The sequence below is a fragment of the Rhizobium albus genome (assembly GCA_030160035.1).
GTDB classification, from domain to species: Bacteria; Pseudomonadota; Alphaproteobacteria; order Rhizobiales; family Rhizobiaceae; genus Georhizobium; species Georhizobium albus.
This window is the reverse complement of sequence record BSNO01000004.1, coordinates 92,532-111,822: the sequence shown is the minus strand read 5'-3', so window position 1 is coordinate 111,822 and position 19,291 is coordinate 92,532. Positions and strand designations below refer to the sequence as shown.

Annotated in this window: 21 protein-coding genes and 1 pseudogene; 12 read left to right on the top strand and 10 right to left on the bottom strand. The window is 62.9% G+C overall.

The window, feature by feature from the left end; translation table 11 throughout:
- Window positions 1-59 precede the first annotated feature (59 nt).
- Window positions 60-629 (top strand): GNAT family N-acetyltransferase, encoded by a 570-nt coding sequence (locus QQL76_RS15830; RefSeq protein ID WP_499208472.1) that lies wholly within the window; start codon window positions 60-62, stop codon window positions 627-629.
- Window positions 630-650: 21 nt separating this feature from the next.
- Here QQL76_RS15830 and QQL76_RS15825 read toward each other — a convergent pair whose 3' ends face one another.
- From QQL76_RS15825 to acnA, 3 genes are all read right to left on the bottom strand, one after another.
- The gene (locus QQL76_RS15825) at window positions 651-980 is read right to left on the bottom strand and encodes a DUF2794 domain-containing protein (protein ID WP_425364908.1); all 330 of its coding nucleotides are present in this window, start codon (window positions 978-980) and stop codon (window positions 651-653) included.
- A 398-nt stretch (window positions 981-1,378) separates the two neighbouring features.
- Complete coding sequence (locus tag QQL76_RS15820; protein ID WP_499208471.1) at window positions 1,379-2,137, bottom strand: DUF1223 domain-containing protein; 759 nt, start codon at window positions 2,135-2,137, stop codon at window positions 1,379-1,381.
- A 220-nt stretch (window positions 2,138-2,357) separates the two neighbouring features.
- Window positions 2,358-5,048 carry an aconitate hydratase gene (acnA, locus tag QQL76_RS15815; RefSeq protein ID WP_499208470.1) on the bottom strand — a complete coding sequence of 897 codons (2,691 nt, stop codon included), beginning with the start codon at window positions 5,046-5,048 and terminating at the stop codon, window positions 2,358-2,360.
- Between the two features lie 206 nt (window positions 5,049-5,254).
- Here acnA and ccmA point away from each other — a divergent pair, with 206 nt between their 5' ends.
- From ccmA to QQL76_RS15790, 5 genes are read left to right on the top strand one after another with little or no spacing between them, the layout of a single operon-like run.
- Entirely contained in the window at window positions 5,255-5,968 is a 714-nt protein-coding gene (gene ccmA, locus QQL76_RS15810; protein ID WP_499208469.1) for a heme ABC exporter ATP-binding protein CcmA, read from the top strand.
- A complete protein-coding gene (gene ccmB, locus QQL76_RS15805) occupies window positions 5,965-6,624 on the top strand; it encodes a heme exporter protein CcmB (RefSeq protein ID WP_151983879.1) in 660 nt (219 codons plus the stop codon). The genes ccmA and ccmB overlap by 4 nt, the downstream gene beginning before the upstream one ends.
- Window positions 6,625-6,671: 47 nt before the next feature.
- Window positions 6,672-7,424, top strand: coding sequence for a heme ABC transporter permease (locus QQL76_RS15800; RefSeq protein ID WP_126007559.1), 753 nt, complete (start codon window positions 6,672-6,674; stop codon window positions 7,422-7,424).
- Window positions 7,425-7,433: 9 nt separating this feature from the next.
- A complete protein-coding gene (gene ccmD, locus QQL76_RS15795; RefSeq protein WP_499208468.1) occupies window positions 7,434-7,604 on the top strand; it encodes a heme exporter protein CcmD in 171 nt (56 codons plus the stop codon).
- The gene (locus QQL76_RS15790; RefSeq protein WP_499208467.1) at window positions 7,601-8,215 is read left to right on the top strand and encodes a thioredoxin domain-containing protein; all 615 of its coding nucleotides are present in this window, start codon (window positions 7,601-7,603) and stop codon (window positions 8,213-8,215) included. Before ccmD ends, QQL76_RS15790 begins: the two co-directional genes overlap by 4 nt.
- A gap of 16 nt (window positions 8,216-8,231) precedes the next feature.
- On the opposite strand, the pseudogene QQL76_RS15785 reads toward QQL76_RS15790, so the two are convergent.
- The 7 genes and pseudogenes from QQL76_RS15785 to QQL76_RS15755 form a co-directional block, all read right to left on the bottom strand.
- Window positions 8,232-8,426: pseudogene (locus QQL76_RS15785) on the bottom strand (type II toxin-antitoxin system RelE/ParE family toxin); the annotation flags it as partial.
- Window positions 8,427-8,518: 92 nt separating this feature from the next.
- A complete protein-coding gene (locus QQL76_RS15780) occupies window positions 8,519-8,752 on the bottom strand; it encodes a type II toxin-antitoxin system ParD family antitoxin (protein WP_499208466.1) in 234 nt (77 codons plus the stop codon).
- Between the two features lie 60 nt (window positions 8,753-8,812).
- Window positions 8,813-9,490, bottom strand: coding sequence for an inner membrane-spanning protein YciB (locus tag QQL76_RS15775; protein WP_499208465.1), 678 nt, complete (start codon window positions 9,488-9,490; stop codon window positions 8,813-8,815).
- Between the two features lie 73 nt (window positions 9,491-9,563).
- The gene (ftsY, locus tag QQL76_RS15770) at window positions 9,564-10,994 is read right to left on the bottom strand and encodes a signal recognition particle-docking protein FtsY (RefSeq protein ID WP_499208464.1); all 1,431 of its coding nucleotides are present in this window, start codon (window positions 10,992-10,994) and stop codon (window positions 9,564-9,566) included.
- Window positions 10,995-11,127: 133 nt separating this feature from the next.
- The gene (mtaB, locus tag QQL76_RS15765) at window positions 11,128-12,408 is read right to left on the bottom strand and encodes a MiaB/RimO family radical SAM methylthiotransferase (protein WP_499208463.1); all 1,281 of its coding nucleotides are present in this window, start codon (window positions 12,406-12,408) and stop codon (window positions 11,128-11,130) included.
- The gene (gene dapF / locus QQL76_RS15760; RefSeq protein WP_499208462.1) at window positions 12,405-13,295 is read right to left on the bottom strand and encodes a diaminopimelate epimerase; all 891 of its coding nucleotides are present in this window, start codon (window positions 13,293-13,295) and stop codon (window positions 12,405-12,407) included. The genes mtaB and dapF overlap by 4 nt, the downstream gene beginning before the upstream one ends.
- Window positions 13,296-13,365: 70 nt before the next feature.
- On the bottom strand, window positions 13,366-14,403 hold the full coding sequence (locus tag QQL76_RS15755; protein ID WP_499208461.1) for an MBL fold metallo-hydrolase: 1,038 nt from the start codon (window positions 14,401-14,403) through the stop codon (window positions 13,366-13,368).
- 175 nt (window positions 14,404-14,578) lie between these two features.
- On the opposite strand from QQL76_RS15755, the gene QQL76_RS15750 reads away from it, so the two are divergent.
- The 6 genes from QQL76_RS15750 to trmD all read left to right on the top strand — a co-directional run bounded on the left by QQL76_RS15750 (window position 14,579) and on the right by trmD (window position 19,168).
- Window positions 14,579-15,106, top strand: a complete 528-nt coding sequence (locus tag QQL76_RS15750; protein ID WP_404863427.1) for a MarR family winged helix-turn-helix transcriptional regulator — start codon at window positions 14,579-14,581, stop codon at window positions 15,104-15,106.
- A gap of 256 nt (window positions 15,107-15,362) precedes the next feature.
- Window positions 15,363-16,943, top strand: coding sequence for a signal recognition particle protein (gene ffh, locus QQL76_RS15745; protein ID WP_499208460.1), 1,581 nt, complete (start codon window positions 15,363-15,365; stop codon window positions 16,941-16,943).
- Window positions 16,944-16,953: 10 nt separating this feature from the next.
- Window positions 16,954-17,292, top strand: coding sequence for a chorismate mutase (locus QQL76_RS15740; RefSeq protein WP_499208459.1), 339 nt, complete (start codon window positions 16,954-16,956; stop codon window positions 17,290-17,292).
- 66 nt (window positions 17,293-17,358) lie between these two features.
- A complete protein-coding gene (gene rpsP / locus QQL76_RS15735; protein WP_499208458.1) occupies window positions 17,359-17,766 on the top strand; it encodes a small ribosomal subunit protein bS16 in 408 nt (135 codons plus the stop codon).
- A gap of 92 nt (window positions 17,767-17,858) precedes the next feature.
- The gene (gene rimM, locus QQL76_RS15730) at window positions 17,859-18,467 is read left to right on the top strand and encodes a ribosome maturation factor RimM (protein ID WP_499208457.1); all 609 of its coding nucleotides are present in this window, start codon (window positions 17,859-17,861) and stop codon (window positions 18,465-18,467) included.
- The gene (gene trmD / locus QQL76_RS15725; protein ID WP_499208456.1) at window positions 18,467-19,168 is read left to right on the top strand and encodes a tRNA (guanine(37)-N(1))-methyltransferase; all 702 of its coding nucleotides are present in this window, start codon (window positions 18,467-18,469) and stop codon (window positions 19,166-19,168) included. Before rimM ends, trmD begins: the two co-directional genes overlap by 1 nt.
- Window positions 19,169-19,291 lie beyond the last annotated feature (123 nt).

Below are 19,291 nucleotides of genomic sequence, written 5' to 3'. Positions count from 1 at the left end.
TATCAGACCTGAAGCTAGGCTATCTGGCGAGCGAAACCGAACGCGATGGTGCTTGCCCCATGTCTTTCTCAATCCGTCCCGCCACGTCCGCCGATCTTACCGCAATCACCGCCATTTATCGGGAGAATGTAGAGAACGGCACGGCAACCTACGAGCTCGAGGCGCCCGATCGCTTCGAGATGGAACGTCGGTTTTCAGCGATCACGGGCAAGGGATATCCCTATCTGGCGGCAGAAGGAGCCGACGGCGCCCTGATCGGCTACGCCTATGCATCCGCTTTCCGGGACCGGCCGGCCTATTCCTGGCTGGTTGAGGATTCCATCTATCTCTCGCCAGAGGCGCGAGGACAGGGCTTGGGCAAGGCGCTGCTCGCAGACCTGCTGTCGCGGACCGAGGCGCTTGGGTTCCGGCAGATGGTTGCTGTGATCGGTGGTGCTCACCCTGCATCGGTCGGTGTGCACCGTGCCTGTGGCTTCGATATGATCGGCACGATGCCGGGCACCGGTTTCAAATTCGGCCGATGGCTGGACACCGTCATCATGCAGAAGGCACTGGGCGCGGGTAACGAAACGCCGGCGGATTTGACGCGCTATCCGGGCACGCTGGCGAACGGCATCGCTGGTCGCTGAGTTATCTGACGGGCTCGGCGGTTAGATACCGACGAGCTTCGGCTTCTTGTCGAGCACGCGCAGCACGGTTTCCAGTTCGTGGCCGCGCTTCAGAATCATACCATTGGCCGCAACCACGCTGAACGCTCCCTGTCGACGGGCATTCTTCGGGCATTTCTCGATCCGGTAAAGTGGGACCTCGCTTGTGCGCCGAAATGCCGAGAAGACAGCCTTCTCGCGAAGATGGTCAAGCGCGTAATCGCGCCACTCGCCGGACGCGACCATGCGGCCATAGAGTCTCAGGATCGTATCGAGTTCGCGGCGATTGAAGGTGACGGGAAGAGGCTCGGCGCCGCTTTTGTAATCCGTCATATGGACGATGTTTGCGCCCTGTTCTGGCACGTGATCCGTCATCGGGTCTCCTGGGATTTCCGACCTTGGGCATGACAACCGTGTGACAGTTTGCCTGCCGGCTGCGGAAATGCAAGGGAAAGAAAGCGTTAAAAGGCCGATCACGAAAGGCGACCGTGCGCGTTACCAAGTGAACCGAAACGGTTACTTGAGCGGGTTTTGGCCGCAATTGGGCCGCACCGATGCCCGAATTGGAGACGAGATTCCGATTGTTGCCTCAGACGGCTCGGTCCGGTGACTTTCGAATTCAAAGCCCCCCAGCCCCTCGAAACCGCTGGGCCGAGCCAACTCTCTGATGCAGCATTGGAAAAGGTCGCTTCGGCGGCCTTTTTTTGTGCCGCCCTTGCTAAGCCGTCCTTTTAATCGGTCCCGGCAGAAGGCTCGATGAGCGCTGCACCGATGATCGCGCCCGGTGCGCGGCCATTCACCATCCTTTGCAACAGGATTGCGCCGTTCCGGTTGACCCAGTCGTCGATCATCATGGCGGGCAAGGAGATGCGCTCGGCATCGCCCTTCCAGACACCGACGATCTGAAGTTCGCGTACGCTGTTCACATAGGTGTAGCTTGCGCCGTCGTTTTCGCCGGCCTCTATCGGCACGGTGGTCTCGCGATCGAAGACGACGAGCACCACATGGGCTTTTCCTTCGCCCTCGCCGACATCGATGACAAGCGTATCATCATCATCATCATGGGCGACGTCGACATCGACCACGAGGCCGCGGCCATCGCGTTCCATCGCGGAAAGGGTGGTGTCGATATGCCCGCGCGAGGCGCCATTGACGTGGTCGCGGCCATTGAGAACGGCCTGGGGAGTGTAAACGCTCTTGCGCTCGAAGGTCGTTGCATAGGCCTTTTGGCGCGCGGTGTTTTCCGGCGAGGCCAGCGTGTCCTTCCAGCCGAGATAATTCCAGTAGTCGACATGATAGGCGAGTGCGATCACGTCGCCTTCTTCGGCCAGATCGGCGAGCACGGCATCTGCCGGCGGGCAGGAGGAGCATCCCTGGCTTGTGAAGAGCTCGACGACACCCAGCGGCTTGTCGCCTGCTATGGTGGCGGTTGGGCAGACGGCGAGCGACAGAAGCAGCAGCGCCGGCGCAATCTTCGATCTGACCATCATCAACTTGACCATTCTGGCGCACGCCATGGCGCATATGGCCCGAAATTGTCGATCGCGGGTCCGTCTTGCGCTGTCCATCCGTTAAAAACGCTACAGGCCGCGCAGATCAAGCAAAAGTCACGTTCGAGTGACGCGCGCGCCCCGAATTTTTGATCCGGGGCGCACATCGATGTCGAAGCTCGAGGTCGCAGTGAACGGCCTTGAGCGGATTCAGGTAGTATCAGGCAGCAAGATCGCGCAGAACCGTCTGCAGAATCCCGCCATTTTCCATGTAGGTGACCTCATCCAGCGTCTCGACGCGGCTGATGATCGTGACGTCCTTGACCGTGCCATCGCCATAGGTGATGCGGGCGGTCTTGGTTTCGCGGGGCTTCAGCTTGGTGAGGCCTTCGATGGTCACGGTTTCGTCACCACGCAGGTTGAGGCTTGCCCAGCTCGTTCCCTCTTCGAGAACGAACGGGATCACGCCCATGCCGACGAGGTTGGCACGGTGGATACGCTCGAAGCTCTGTGCGATCACGGCGCGTACGCCGAGAAGGACAGTGCCCTTTGCAGCCCAGTCGCGCGACGAGCCGTTGCCATACTCGGCGCCAGCGAAGATGACGAGCGGAACGCCCTCTTCCTTGTACCGCATGGCGGCGTCGAAGATCGACATTTCTTCCTTCGACGGATAGTGGATCGTGTATCCACCTTCCTTGCCGTTCGGGCCCATCATGTGGTTGCGCAGACGGATGTTGGCGAAGGTGCCGCGCATCATGATCTCGTGGTTACCACGGCGCGTGCCGTACTGGTTGAAGTCGGCAGCGCCGACGCCACGCTCCATGAGATAGGCACCGGCAGGCGATGCCGCCTTGATCGAACCGGCCGGCGAGATGTGGTCGGTGGTGATCTTGTCGCCGAGCAGGCCGAGAACGCGTGCGCCGACGATGTCGCTCGTGCCGCCTGCGCCCTTGCCCATTCCGACGAAGTACGGCGGGTTCTGCACATAGGTCGATGAATCGTCCCAGGTGTAGGTGTCGCCGGCCGGAACCTGGACGTTCTGCCAGTTCTCGTCGCCACGGAATACGTCGGCATATTTGCTCTCGTAAACGTCGCGTGTGACGTATTTCAGGATGAATTCCTGAATTTCCTTCGAGGTCGGCCAGATGTCGCGCAGATAAACCGGCTGACCGTCGGAGCCTTCGCCGATCGGCTCGGTGGTCAGGTCCTTCTTCACCGTTCCGGCGAGCGCGTAGGCAACGACCAGCGGCGGCGAAGCGAGGTAGTTCGCCTGGACGTCCGGCGAAATGCGGCCTTCGAAGTTGCGGTTGCCCGAAAGCACGCCGGCAGCGATGAGGCCCTTGTCGTTGATCGTCTTCGACACCGGAGCCGGCAGCGGGCCGGAGTTACCGATGCAGGTCGTGCAGCCGAAGCCGACGAGGTTGAAGCCGAGCGCGTCGAGGTCTTTCTGCAGACCGGCCTTTTCGAGGTAGCCGGCAACGACCTGGCTTCCGGGAGCGAGCGATGTCTTCACCCAGGGCTTCGTCTTCAGGCCCTTGGCAACGGCGTTGCGTGCAAGCAGGCCGGCACCGATCAGAACCGATGGGTTCGACGTGTTGGTGCAGGACGTGATGGCGGCAATGGCGACATCGCCGTGGCCGAGATCGTAGTCCTCGCCTTCGACGGCATACCGCACGTCGATCTGGCCAGGCTTCTTGTACTCTTCAGTCAGCGACTTTTCGAAACCGGATGCGATGCCTTCCAGAGGGATGCGGCCTTCGGGACGCTTCGGGCCGGCCATGGAGGGCACGACGGTGCCGAGGTCGAGTTCGAGCGTGTCGGTGAAGACCGGATCGGCCGAACCGGCCTCGCGCCACATGCCCTGCGCCTTCGAATAGGCTTCGACGAGCGCGATTCGATCACGGTCGCGGCCCGAAACGGTGAGGTAGTTGATCGTTTCGGAATCGACCGGGAAGAAGCCGCAGGTCGCGCCGTATTCCGGGCCCATGTTGCCGATGGTCGCGCGGTCGGCGAGCGTCATGTTGTCGAGGCCGGGGCCGAAGAATTCCACGAACTTGGCGACAACGCCCTTCTTGCGCAGCATCTGAACGACGGTGAGCACGAGGTCGGTGGCGGTGACGCCTTCTTTCAGCGCGCCCGTGACCTTGAAGCCGATGACTTCCGGCAGGAGCATGGAGATCGGCTGGCCGAGCATGGCAGCTTCGGCTTCGATGCCGCCAACGCCCCAACCAAGAACGCCGAGACCGTTGATCATGGTCGTGTGGCTGTCGGTGCCGACGCAGGTGTCCGGATAGGCGACGGTCTCGCCGTCCTGATCCTTCGTCCAGACGGTCTGGCCGAGATATTCGAGGTTCACCTGGTGGCAAATGCCAGTACCGGGCGGAACGACGCGGAAGTTCTGGAAGGCCTGCTGGCCCCACTTCAGGAAGCGGTAGCGCTCGCCGTTGCGCTCATATTCCTTCTCGACGTTGTTCGCGAAGGCCTGCGGCGTGCCGAACTCGTCGACGATGACCGAGTGGTCGATGACGAGATCGACCGGAACGAGCGGGTTGATCTTCTGCGGGTCGCCGCCGAGCGATGCCATTGCATCGCGCATGGCCGCGAGGTCGACGACGGCGGGAACGCCGGTGAAGTCCTGCATGAGCACGCGGGCAGGGCGGTAGGCGATCTCGCTGCCGCCGGTGCCCTTGTCGTCGAGCCATTTGCTGACATTGATGATGTCGTTCTTGGTGACCGAACGGCCATCTTCATTGCGCAGGAGGTTTTCGAGAACGACCTTCATCGAGAAAGGCAGGCGCGAAACGCCTTCGAGGCCGTTTGCCTCTGCCTTGGTAAGGTCGAAATAGACATAGTCTTTGTCGCCCACCTTGAGGGTGGAGCGGCAATTGAAGCTGTCGAGCGATTTGGACAAGTGAAACCCCGTCTTCGTCTGATCAGCCGAAGCTGCCGGGCGAACGCCTATACGCTTGATCCCGCGAGGGGATGCGTGAGGATGCGGGTACGGTCATTTCCGCTGTCCGCCCGTGATCGTGAATGCCTTCCGGCAGATCATGTTCGGCGCAAGGATGGTGATCACGCCGACCGCTGGCGTGGTTGCAGGCCTTATAGATAATTTCTATGAAGGGTTCCAGTGCATCGGGGCAAAATGCGACGGATTTCGCAGCCACGCCGCAAGCTGCCCTCACGGGCAATTTCGCCCAGGGGAAAAGCATGCGGCTGATCGCCGAAAGACTGACGGCAAGCCGGGGAAGTGAGCCGATTTTCGCGGATCTGTCGCTGACAGTCGAGGCGGGCGAAGCGCTGATCGTGACGGGTCCGAACGGCATCGGCAAGTCCACGCTGCTCAAGGTCATCGCCGGGTTGCTCAAGGCTGATTCGGGAATCGTGACGTTGGACGGCGGCCCGCAAGAGGCAGAGACGCTTGCCGAAGCCTGCCATTATCTTGGCCATCGCAACGGCATGAAGCGCGAACTGACGGTGGCCGAGAATCTGGGCTTCTGGCAACGCTTCATGGCAGCGCCTGCGCTTGGTGTCGAAGAGGCGGCAGATGCGGTCGGGCTCGCAACAGTTCTCTCGTTGCCTTACGGATATCTCTCGGCCGGTCAGCAGCGCCGGATCGCGATGGCACGACTTCTCGTCTCGCACCGGCCGATCTGGATTCTCGATGAACCGACCGCTGCACTGGATGTTGCTTCGGAAGCGCGATTCGGCGGCATGGTGGAGGCCCATCTTCGAACGGGAGGGCTAGCTCTCATCGCCACGCACCAGCCACTCGCGATCTCGACGCAGCGCGAATTTGCCATGACGCCCGGCCTGTCGGTGAGCGCATGAGAGCGCTCATCCTGCGCGACATCCGGCTCGGCATACGTGCCGGTGGCGGGGCGCTCATCGGGGTGCTGTTCTTCCTCACTGTGATTGCCGTCGTGCCCTTCGGCGTCGGGCCGGATCTCAACCTTCTCGCCCGCATCGGGCCGGCGATGCTGTGGATCGGTGCGCTGCTCGCCTCGCTTCTCGGTCTGGATCGGCTGTTCCAGGCCGACCGAGAGGATGGCGCGCTCGATATCCTGCTGATGCAGGAGCATCCGCTGATCCTCACGGTCTTCGCCAAGTGTCTCGCGCACTGGATCGCGACCGGCCTGCCGCTGGTGCTCGCTGCGCCGCTTCTCGCGCTCTTCATGAATGTCGAGCCGCTGGCGATCGGCGCTGCGACCCTGACGCTGGCCGTCGGCACCCCGGCGATCACGTTCATCGGCGCGGTCGGAGCGGCAGTTGCCGTATCGCTGCCACGCGGAGGTCTTCTCGTATCGATCCTAGTGCTGCCGCTGACCGTGCCGGTGCTGGTGTTCGGGGTGAGCGCCATCTATGCGGCGGTTGAGGAGCCGGCACCTTTCATGCCGCCTTTCCTCATTCTTGCTGCGATCACATTGTTCTTTGCAGTGCTGGGGCCGCTTGCCGCCGCTGCGGCATTGCGCGCATCGACCGACTGAGCCGGGCGCGTTGCCGCCTGTCACGATCCGCGATATGAGTTTCAGGAATGAGCGACACGAGCCTATCCATCGGACGCATCGGCGATCTGGCAAACCCCACCCGGTTTCTTGCCTTGGCGGGGCGATTGTTGCCATGGCTTGCCGGGTTGACCCTCCTCGTTGCCGTGATCGGCCTCTGGATGAGCTTTGAGGCCCCTGAAGACTATCAGCAGGGCGCGACCATCCGCATCATGTTCATCCATGTGCCTTCGGCCTGGCTTGCGATGATGTGCTACACGGTGATGGCGGCTTCCGCGATCGGCACGCTCGTCTGGCGTCATCCCCTCGCAGACGTTTCAGCGCGCGCGGCCGCTCCGATCGGCGCAGCCTTCACCGTACTCGCGCTCGTCACCGGCTCGCTCTGGGGCAAGCCCATGTGGGGAACCTGGTGGGTCTGGGACGCGCGGCTGACTTCGGTCTTCGTGCTGCTTCTCATGTATCTCGGGCTGATCGCCCTGCAGCGGGCAATGGACGATCCGACGAAGTCCGCGCGGCTTTCCGCCATCCTGATCCTGGTCGGTTTCATCAACATCCCGATCATCAAGTTCTCGGTCGACTGGTGGAACACGCTGCACCAGCCGGCGAGCGTCGTGCGGCTCGACGGGCCGACGATCCACCCGTCGATGCTTTATCCGCTGCTGGTGATGGCCGTTGCCTTCACGCTTCTGTTCTTCACGCTGCATCTCGCGGCGATGCGCAACGAGATCTGGCGCCGGCGCGTGGCGGCCTTGCGCCGCCAAGTGGCACGGCAGGCGGCCTGAGGCGGAATCATGCAGTATTTCGGGTTCATCTTCGCGTCCTACGCCATCACTGCCCTCGTTCTGGGCGCCCTGATCGCGTGGGTGATCCTCGACCATCGCGGTCGGCGCGCCGAACTGGCGGCGCTCGAGGCGCAAGGCGTTCGCAGGCGCTCCGATCGGGTCAGCGAGAGCGGGCGATGAGCGAGACCCCGATCGGAGAGCGCGACGAGGCGGCAGGTCCGGCCAAGCGCAGCAACGCACGCGCCCGACTGATCGCGCTGCTGCCGCTGCTTATATTCGGCGCATTGGCGGCGGTCTTCCTCGGTCAGTTGCTGTCCGGCCGCGATGCTTCAGTCATTCCATCGGCGCTGGTCGGCCAGCCGGCGCCTGTGCTCGATCTTCCGGAACTTGCGGGGCTGACGCGCGATGGCGCGCCGGTGCCCGCGCTGAGCAACGCCGCACTTGATGGGCAGCTGACCCTCGTCAATGTCTGGGCTTCCTGGTGCGTGCCATGCCGGCAGGAACATCCGCTCCTGATGGAGCTTGCCGCGCAGGAAGATATCCAGGTCGTCGGCATCAACTACAAGGATCAGAACGAAAACGCGATCCGCTTCCTTGGCGAGCTCGGCAATCCCTATGATGCCGTTGGCGTGGACGACAACGGACGCACCGCGATCGACTGGGGTGTTTATGGCGTGCCGGAAAGCTATCTGGTCGGCCCCGATGGCACGATCCTCTACAAGAAGGTCGGCCCGTTCTCTCCAGAAACCTATCTGACGGAGCTGTTGCCGGCGATCGAGGCGGCGCGGTAAGCCCCGGTTCACAGTCTCAGAGATGGCGGTTCACATCCATCCGCTGATGCAGGATGCGTAGGACGATGAGGTATACCTCGTTGCTCTCCCGAAAAAAGATCACGTGCGATCCAACATTCGTCTTGCGGTAGCCCTCCCGGATGTCGACTGGCCTTGTCATCTGCTGACCCGACGCCACCGAAAAACAGCCATCACGCAGCAACTGAACATACGTGACTGCCTGGCTGGTGCCTCAGCGCTCCTCGATATAGTGCCAGATGCTGTCGAGGTCGCGCTTGGCGGCTGGGGAGAATTGAATGGACCTCAACGAGTGTACGGAGAGGTCTTGCCGGCGATGAAATCATCGAAGTCAAAAACTTCGGGCGGCCCTGAGTTCTCGCCTTCGATCAAAGCATCCTCGAGCGCTTTCACCTTCGCTTCATGCTGCTCGAGCAGGCGAAGTCCGTCACGAAGAACATCGTCCGGCGACCGGTACCGACCAGATGCCAACTGGGCTTCGACGAAACCATCGAAATGTTTGCCGAGCGATACCGCCATGGAAGAATTCCGAGTTGAGATAATCAAAGTTAGATCGGAACAAGGGCGGCTTCAACCCGCTCACCCCTCCGTCGGCTTCTCCATGGCCTTTTCGACCGTCTGGTCCTTCGGCTCCAGCGAATGACGCATGATCAGCGGCATCTGGGCCATCGTGAAGGCGATGGTGATCGGCATCGTTCCCCAAACCTTGAATGCCACCCAGAAGTCGGTCGAAAATGCGCGCCAGACCACCTCGTTCAATACGGCGAGGAACAGGAAAAACACGCCCCAGCGAAGCGTGAGCTTGCGCCAGCCTTCGCTGTCGAGCTTGAAGGCGCTGTCGAAGACATAGCCGAGCAGGGATTTACCGAAGTAAAGACCGCCGAGCAGGATTGCTCCGAACATCGTGTTCACGATGGTCGGCTTCATCTTGATGAAGGTTTCGTTCTGCAGATAGAGCGTCAGCGCGCCGAAGATGAAGACGACGACGCCGGAGATCAGTGGCATCATCGGCACTGTGCGCAGCAACAGCCATGATACGGTGAGCGAGATGGCTGTCGCGACCATGAAGAGCCCGGTCGCGATGAAGATCGGGTCGCCGAGATCGGCCAGCATCGGGAATGTGGAGGCCAGCCACTCGCCGCGCGAATTGGCGAAGAAGAAGACGAGCAGCGGGCCAAGCTCGAGCACGAGCTTGAGGAGCGCATGCGGTTCGGCCTTCTTGGCCGGTGCCACGGGTTCGATCGGTTCGACGCTCATGCAGTCCTCTTCATTCCTGATGCCCGTCATCGTCTACAGCGTCATGATGCTGAAGTGATGGCACGAAAGCACTCTATTTCAGCGGCGTTCCGGCAATCGCCGCGGCGAATTCCCGCGCTTCGAAGGGCTCCAGATCGTCGATGCCTTCGCCAACGCCGATGAAATACACCGGCAATTTGTGCTTGGCCGCAATGGCGACGAGGATGCCGCCGCGGGCCGACCCGTCGAGCTTTGTCATCACAAGACCGTTCACGCCGGCGACGTTCCTGAAGATTTCGACCTGGTTCAGCGCATTCTGGCCGGTCGTCGCGTCGAGCGTTTGCAGCACGGTGTGCGGGGCTTCCGGATCGAGCTTGCCGAGCACGCGTACGACCTTTTCCAGTTCCGCCATCAGCTCCGCCTTGTTCTGCAGGCGGCCGGCCGTATCGACGATGACGACGTCGGAGCCATTGGCCTTCGCCTTCTCGAAGGCATCATAAGCAAGGCCGGCCGCATCGGCGCCGAGCTTGGAGGAAATCACGGTGGAGCCGGTGCGCTCGCCCCAGATCTTCAACTGCTCGATGGCTGCCGCGCGGAATGTGTCACCGGCGGCGAGTGTCACCTTCAGGCCGCCGCGCGTCAGCTTGGCGGCGAGCTTGCCGATCGTGGTCGTCTTGCCTGTGCCGTTGACGCCGACGACGAGGATGACATGCGGCTTGTGGTCGAGATTGAGTTCGAGCGGCCGCGCGACGGGCGCCAGCACCTTCTCGATCTCGCTCGCCATGATCTTCGCGACATCGGCGGAATCGACGCTCTTGCCGTAGCGGCCGGAGGCGAGTGTGTCGGTGACGCGCATCGCGGTCTCTATGCCGAGATCGGCCCGGATCAGGACGTCCTCCAGATCCTGCAGCGTGTCCTCGTCCAGCTTGCGCTTGGTGAAGATCGAGGTGATCTGGTCGGTCAGCTGCGCGGAGGTGCGCGAGAGGCCCTGGCGCAGGCGCTGGAACCAGGACAATTTCTGCGGCGGCGCGATGTCGGTCAGTTCCGTTGATGGTGCCGAGCCGCGGGAAATGCGGATGCCACCTTCCATGGTCGGCAACGGAGCCGGATCAGGATCGACGTCAGCGTCGATCGCTGTCGATTCGTCGGCTAAGGATGTCAATGCCGCAGTGTCTTCCGGCTCGGCTGCGTCCAGATCGAGCGATGCCTCGCCTGCCGTCTCGACAGTCTCGATAATCGGCTCAGGCGTCTCGACCGGCTCTGCCGTCGCTTCCGTCGGCAGTGTTTCGGGTGTGAAAGCGGGCGCTCCGTCGATCACAGGTGTCACGGGTGCTTCAACAGGCTCGGGGCGGATCAGGGTAACTGCCGCCACGCTTTCTGCCGCAGGGATCGCTTTCGGTGCTGCGGGTTCCTCGGTCGAAGCGAGCGGAGCAAGCGTTTCCGGAAGCGTCGCCGCTCCATCCGGCTTTTCCTCTTCCTTCGTTCGACCGAAGGAGAACATGCGTTTCACGAAGCCTAAGGCCATAATCTGTCTTTCAGTCCCGCAGAGCAATTTCGCTTTTCTCGAACCGCTCGATTGCTCTGGGTTTGGGTTTGTCGCGTTTCCGAACGGTGAACCGGTGCCCACTTCTCCTGGAGACGCTCCTGGGGTTCGGAGGTCAGGCTGCCGAGCGGCATCGGTTTTCGGCGCGCAGCATGCCCTCATCATGGCCGACGATATCAACGCCGATCAACGTTCCCGATTCACCGAGATGCTCGGAGAAGGATGTTAGCGCGAAGTTTTCGGTGCGGCCGATGCCGGGCTTTTCGATCAGCAGCGTCTGCCGCGTGCCGACGAGCGACGTCAAATGAGCGTGGTGGGCCTCGTCACCCTTGGCGCGAAGCCGGCGGGCGCGCTCCTTGATCAGCGACCGGTCAAGCTGTGGCATGCGGGCGGCCGGTGTACCTTCACGCGGGCTATAGGGAAACACGTGGAGATGGGAGAGGCCGCAGGCGTCGACGATCGACAGCGCGTTTTGAAACATCTCCTCGGTCTCGGTCGGAAAGCCGGCAATGATGTCCGCGCCAAAGGCGATGTCGGGGCGCAGTCGGCGAACGTCCTCGCAGAACCGGATGGCATCGTCGCGCAAATGGCGCCGCTTCATCCGCTTCAGGATCATGTCGTCGCCGTGCTGCAGGGAAAGATGCAGATGCGGCATGAAGCGCGGCTCGTCAGCAATGAGCTGCATCAGATGCTCGTCAGCCTCGATGCTGTCGATGGAGGACAGGCGGATCCGGGCGAGTTCCGGCACCTGGGCGAGAATGGTGCGCACCAGCTTGCCGAGCGAGGGCTGGCCCGGCAGGTCGGCGCCATAGCTCGTTGCATCGACGCCGGTGATCACCATTTCGATATAGCCGTTTTCGACAAGCCGGCGGACCTGGTCGACGACGGCGCCCATCGGCACCGAGCGCGAGTTGCCGCGGCCATAGGGGATGATGCAGAAGGTGCAGCGGTGGTCGCAGCCATTCTGCACCTGGACGAAGGCACGGGCGCGACCTTCGATGGCATCGACCATCTGCGGCGCGGTTTCCTTCACGGCCATGATGTCGTTGACGCGGACTTTCGCCTCGGCCGAAACGCCAAAATCCGGCAGCTTGCGGTAGCTCGCCGCCTTCAGCTTCTCCTCGTTGCCGAGAACCACGTCGACTTCATCCATGCCGGCGAAGGTTGCGGCCTCGGTCTGGGCGGCGCAGCCCGTCACGATGATGCGGGCATGGGGATTGTCACGCCGTGCCTTGCGGATCGCCTGCTTGGCCTGGCGCACGGCTTCGGCGGTCACCGCGCAGGTGTTGACGAGCACGGCGTTGTTGAGGCCGGCCGCCTCGGCCTCACGCCGCATGATCTCGGACTCGTAGGTATTCAGCCGGCAACCGAAGGTGAGGATGTCGACGCCGCTCATTGCGCGGCCTCGCTCTGCTCGGCGTCTCGGGTGAATGCGCCGGTCCTGGGATCGAGCGTTCCGGAGAATTCCCACTCAGCCGGGCCGGTCATCATCACATGGTTGTTTTGCAGCCACTCGATCACGAGCGGGCCGCCGGGGACATGCACGGTCACGGTCCGGTCGGTCATGCGCTTGCGGATGGCTGAAACGGCAGCCGCACAGGCGGCGGAGCCGCAGGCGCGCGTCAGCCCGGCGCCACGTTCCCAGGTACGGAGCGTCATCTCGCTGCGCGAAGTCACCTGCGCAATGGAGATGTTGGCGCGTTCCGGAAACAGCGGATGATGCTCGAGGATCGGGCCGAAGCGATCGAGCTCATAGCCCCAGACGTCGTCGTCGACCCAGAAGATTGCATGGGGGTTGCCCATGGAAGCGACCGAAGGCGAATGCAGGACCGGCGCGTCGATCGGGCCGATCTGCAGCTCGATCATGCGCGTATCGCGAAATTCCTCCGAGAGCGGGATCTTCTGCCAGTCGAAGATCGGCTCGCCCATGTCGACGGAGATCAGCCCGTCCTCGTGCTCCTGCGCCGTCAGGATGCCGGCGATGGTCTGGAAGGTGAACAGCGACTTGCCGGTTTCGGCGGCGAGTGCCTGGACGACGCAGCGCATGCCGTTGCCGCAGGCCTGTGCTTCGGAACCATCGCAATTGAGGATGCGCACATAGGCGTCGGTCAGGTCGCGCTTGGGATCATGGATCGCCATGATCTGATCGAACCGCGTTGCTGGATCGGCCGCGAGCGCGATGGCGGCCTCGGGCGATACCCGATCGTCGCGGCCGCGCATGTCGACCACGAGGATCTGGTTGCCCAGTCCATTCATCTTGGCGAAGGGAACGCCGGCGTTCATCGTCTCATCAAGCCCTGTCACTTGCCGGCTTATATGGCCGAAACGGCTTGAGATTACCAGTGCGCGGGGCTCAAGCCTGTTCTGCGGGGACGTCCCACACTTCGCCGGGCCGCATCGGGCGGAACCGCTCGCGCGCGATCGACCGTCCGTCGAGTGCCGCATGGAGCGCCGTCACCGGATCGTCGATGCCTTCATTGGTGAGCCGGAAGGTGCCCCAATGGTGGCCGGCGACATGCGCGGAACGGGAAAGCAGCATGCCTTCCACCGCTTCTTCCGGATTCTGGTGCTGGCCCTGCATGAACCAGCGCGGCTCATAGGCGCCGAAGGGCAGGATGGCGAGGCGGAAGCCGCCGTATTTTTCCGCTGCCGCGCGGTAATTGATGCCGGAATGAAAGCCGGTATCGCCGATATGGTAGATACGCCCGCCCGGCGTCTCCACGACGAAGGCGGCCCAAAGCGCCATGCGGCGGTCGCGCGTACCGCGTGCCGACCAATGGTGTGCCGGCTCCAGGCGAACACTGATGCCCGGCGCGACCTCGACGCCTTCTCCCCAGTCGTGAACCGCGATCCACGCATCGGCCACGCGTTCGCGCACGATCACATCATTGCCGAGCGGTGTGACGATCAGGGGTCGATGGGCGGCGTGAAGGGCTGCGAGCGTATCGAGATCGAGATGGTCGTAGTGATTGTGCGACAACAAAATCACATCGATCGGCGGCAGCGCATCCAGCGCGATCCCCGGCTGATTGATGCGGCGCGGGCCGGCGAAGGAGACGGGACTTGCGCGTTCAGACCAGACGGGGTCGGTGAGGATGTTGAGGCCCGCGGTCTGGATCAGCATCGTCGCATGGCCGACCATGGTGATGCGAAGGTCTCTACCACCAACGCGCTCATCCGGCCGGGCAGGCGGGAAGGGGCTGTCGAAGGTCTCGGGCCAGGGCGTCTTCGTCTCGCCGAGCTGCCATTTCAGGAGGTCGAGGAAGGACCCCGGCTCCCGACCACCCGGATTGAAGAAGTACGTTCCGTCGAAATGATCGCTGACGGGGCCATCGTAATAGGGATTGGCCGAGGCGCGCCGCACGCCGAACAGGCCGAAGCCAGCTGCCATGGCACCCAATCCTGCAAGTGAGAGAAAATGTCGACGTTTCATGGCGCCGATATAAGGGACGGCATGGGCCGCGTCGACGGCTGCGCCGGAACGACCGTCCAGTTCACGGGAAGTTTATGAGCACCTCCTAAGGTGCAGTTGTCCCAGTGCAACGCCGTTGCTAGTTTGATTTGCCATGCAAACACGCTTCGACAAGCAAGACCGGCTTTATCAGGTCATCAGGCTCATCCGGCCGGTTCATCTCAACATCCAGCGCACCCTCGAAGCGCAACTGGAAGGCACCGGCATTTCGGTCGCGCAGCGCGACGTGATGGAAGTGCTGCATGGCTGCGGGCCGATCACGGTACCCACCGCAACGCGCATGCTGGGCATGAAACGGCAATTCGTGCAGCGCACGATGACAGACCTGATCACGCTCGGCATGGTCGAGCGCCGGCGTTCGAGCCGGCAGAGCCGCGCCTATCTCTGCAAGCTGACGGAAAAGGGCGAGCGGCTGTTCGAGACGGTCCACCATCGCGAGATGGCCTTGCTGCGCCAGCGGCTCGGCGACATCAACATCACCGAGGTCATCGTTGCGTTGCGTGTCATGGCGCGCGTCGCCGCCGCCTATGAGGCTGCCGCGGCCGACACGCTGACGCGGGACGAGGTGCCCACTCGGCTGAACCGTGACGACGCGCCGAAGAGCGCGCTCGTGGACGGTTGAAGCCGGCGCTCTGGAGGGGGCAAGCCGCCTGCGCTTGACTTTCGGAAGCATATCCTGTTGAAGCGGGCCAATTCCATGCGACGAGCGTAAGCTTCGAAGCCGCCGACCGGGCCCCGTCAAGGTATAAAGAGAGCCCGGAGGTCAACACCCGACAGCGCGATGCGCCCTCGGGTGCTTTCGTGCTTTGGCTTGCATTCGGGTGCGGACATAACGACCTTCGAGACTCTCCTGTTTCGATGGTTTGAAGGACTGAGCCATGTTCGACAATCTCCAGGAACGCCTGGGTTCCATTCTGAACGGCCTGACCGGCCGTGGCGCGCTGTCCGACAAGGATGTGCAGGCAGCGCTGCGCGAAGTGCGTCGCGCGCTTCTGGAAGCCGACGTGGCGCTGGAAGTGGTGCGCGACTTCACCGACCGGGTGCGTGAGAAGGCCGTCGGCGCCGAGATCGTCAAGTCGATCAAGCCCGGCCAGATGGTCGTCAAGATCGTGCATGACGAGCTAGTCTCCATGCTCGGCTCGGAAGGCGTCACGCTCGATCTCAATGCACCGGCGCCTGTCGTGATCATGATGGTCGGCCTTCAGGGCTCGGGCAAGACGACCACGACCGGCAAGATCGCCAGCCGCCTGACCAAGCGGGACAAGAAAAAGGTCCTGATGGCGTCGCTCGACACGCGGCGTCCGGCCGCCCAGGAGCAGCTGAAGCAGCTGGGCGAGCAGACCGGCGTCGACACGCTGCCGATCATTCCGGGCCAGTCGCCGACCGACATCGCGTCGCGCGCAGTCCAGGCGGCCCGTCTCGGCGGCCATGACGTCGTCATTCTCGATACCGCCGGCCGCACACACATCGACGAGCCGCTGATGGTCGAGATGGCGACCATCAAGACGAAGGCCAAGCCGCATGAAATCCTGCTGGTCGCCGATGCGCTGACCGGTCAGGACGCCGTCAACCTGGCGCGCAACTTCGACGAGCGCGTCGGCATCACCGGCCTTGTGCTGACACGCATGGACGGCGATGGCCGCGGTGGTGCGGCGCTGTCCATGCGTGCCGTTACCGGCAAGCCGATCAAGCTGATCGGTGTCGGTGAAAAGATGGACGCGCTGGAGGAATTCCATCCCCGCCGCGTTGCAGACCGCATTCTCGGCATGGGCGACATCGTCTCGCTGGTCGAGCGCGCTGCCGAAACCATCGACCAGGAAAAAGCCCAGGCGATGGCCGACCGGATGAAGGCCGGCAAATTCGACCTGAACGACCTGTCCGACCAGCTCAAGCAGATGTCCAAGATGGGCGGCATGGGCGGCATCATGGGCATGATGCCCGGCATGGGGAAGATGAAGGACCAGATGGCTGCCGCCGGGTTCGACGACAAGATCTTCGGTCGCCAGCAGGCGATCATCTCGTCGATGACACCAGCCGAACGCGCCAATCCCGATCTTCTGAAGCACAGCCGCAAGAAGCGCATCGCCGCCGGCTCCGGCACCAATGCCGCCGACATCAACAAGCTGCTCAAGATGCACCGCCAGATGGCGGACATGATGAAAGCCATGGGCGGCAAGGGCAAGAAGGCCGGCCTTTTCGGCAAGATGATGGGCGGCCTCGGTGGCGGCATGGGCGGCGGTCTTGGGGGCCCGGGCGGCATGATGGGCGGCGGCATGCCCGATCTGTCCAAGATGGACCCGAAGCAGCTCGAAGCACTGCAGAAGCAGGCTGAAGCAGCCGGTCTCGGCAAGGGCATGGGCGGCATGGGTGGAATGGGCGGCGGCGGACTGCCTGGGCTTGGCGGCCCGCGTCTGCCCGGCCTTGGCGGGCTTCCAGGCCTGCCTGGACGGAAGAAGTGAGGGGAGTGGCATGAGCGAGCCGAGCGCGATCGAACAGCTGAAGGGACTGCGCAAGTCCATCGACAACATCGATGCGGCGTTGATCCACGTGCTTGCCGAGCGCTTTCGCTGCACCCAGGCGGTCGGCGTGTTGAAGGCCACACACGGCCTTCCGGCCTCCGATCCGAACCGCGAGAGCCAGCAGATTGAACGCCTGCGTCGCCTCGCGCGCGATGCCGAGCTCGATCCGGATTTCGCAGAGAAATTCCTGAATTTCATCATTCAGGAGGTCATCCGCCATCACGAGGCAATCGCCGCCTCGGCCAGTGGCGCGGTGACGGAGAATTCCGCTCCCTCCGGAGCGGCCTGAGACCAAGACTTTTACCAAACCTCTTCGCCGCAGATGCGGCAGCCACGATCGCAAGGAGTATTTGACATGGCACTGAAGATTCGTCTCGCCCGCGGCGGCGCCAAGAAGCGCCCCTACTACCACATCGTCGTCGCCGACGTGCGCTCGCCGCGCGATGGCCGTTTCATCGAGAAGGTCGGCCGTTGGGATCCGATGCTCTCGAAGGAAAGCGGCGATCGCGTTCAGCTGAACGAAGAGCGCATCAAGCACTGGCTCTCGAACGGCGCCCTGCCGACCGACCGTGTGCTGCGCTTCCTGGACGAAGCCGGCGTTTCCAAGCGTGATGCTCGCAACAACCCGGACAAGGCGAAGCCCGGCAAGAAGGCTCAGGAGCGTCTGGCCGAGAAGAAGCAGAAGGAAGAGGAAGCAGCCGCCAAGGCCGCCGAGGCTGAAGCTGCAAAGAACGCCCCGGCTGAAGAAGCCGCTGCGGAATAAGACTTTTCCTGATTTTCGGGACTTTGAACGGGCGGCCCATCGGCCGCCCGTTCGTGTATGATGAGATGACGCGGACAGAGGACTTCGGCGACATGAATTCCAAGCAGATGCTGCTGATGGCACGGATCGGCGGGGCGCACGGCATCAAGGGCGAAGTGCGCGCGCAAGCCTTCACCGGGGACCCGTCCGCGGTCGGAGATTACGGTCCGCTGACTGCCGCCGATGGCCGGACGTTCGAAATTCTCAAGGCAAAGCCCTCCAAGAACATCGTGCTGTTGACGATCAAAGGCGTGTCGGACCGCAATGCCGCCGAGGCGCTGAACGGGCTGGAGCTCTTCATCGACCGGGACAGCCTGCCGGACGATGCGCTCGACGATGGCGAGGTCTATCAGGACGATCTGATCGGGCTTTCCGTCAAGGACGGCGAGGGTACTGCCCATGGATCGGTCATTGCCGTGCATGATTTCGGCGCCGGCATCGTGCTGGAGATCAAGCCGGAGCGTGGTCCGAGCGTCATGATCCCGTTTTCTGAAGCTGCCGTTCCCGAACTGGACGTCGATGCCGGCTGGTTGCTGGTCGATCCGATCGCTGCCGGGCTCGTCGATGACGGCGAAGACGAGCGCGGTGAGGAGGAGGCGGCGTCCCGCTCCAATCCGGGCAGCCGCAGGCGGCGTCCGCCGAAGGGCGCGGGGGTGGACTGATGGCGTTTCACGCCAGTATCCTCACACTCTACCCGGACATGTTTCCCGGGCATCTCGGTACGTCTCTCGCCGGCCGTGCGCTCGAGCGCGGCGACTGGAGCCTCGAGGCGGTCCAGATCCGCGATTTTGCCGAGGATCGGCACCGCACCGTCGATGATACTCCGGCGGGTGGTGGCGCCGGCATGGTGCTGCGGCCCGACATCCTGGCGCGCGCGATAGACCACGCTTCTCCCGAGGGCGATCCTCGGCCGCGCCTGCTGATGAGCCCGCGCGGGGAGGTGTTGCGGCAACCTTTGGTGCGGGAACTGGCCGAAGGACCGGGCGCCGTCATCGTCTGCGGTCGGTTCGAAGGCGTGGACCAGCGCGTGATCGAGGCGCGCGGCCTGCGTGAAGTCTCGATCGGCGACTATATTCTTTCCGGCGGAGAGCCGGCAGCGCTCGTTCTTCTCGATGCGATCGTGCGGCTGCTTCCGGGCGTGATGGGCAATGCGCTTTCCGGCCAGTCCGAGAGCTTCGAAGACGGGCTTCTGGAATATCCGCACTACACGCGCCCGCAGCTCTTCGAAGGTCGCGCGATTCCCGAGGTGCTGACATCGGGTGATCATGGCGCCGTCGCGCGCTGGCGCAGGGCGGAGGCCCAGAAGCTGACCGAGATGCGCCGGCCGGACCTGCTCGCGGAGAAAAAATTCCACGGCGAATGATGACATCCGGCGCCACTTGGTGTAACGACCCGGCGCGAAGGGTAATATCCCTTCGCGATAATCAAGCAAAGAACCGTGCATCGCTTCCGCCGAAAGGCACACGACCTGGCGTCCTGTCACAAA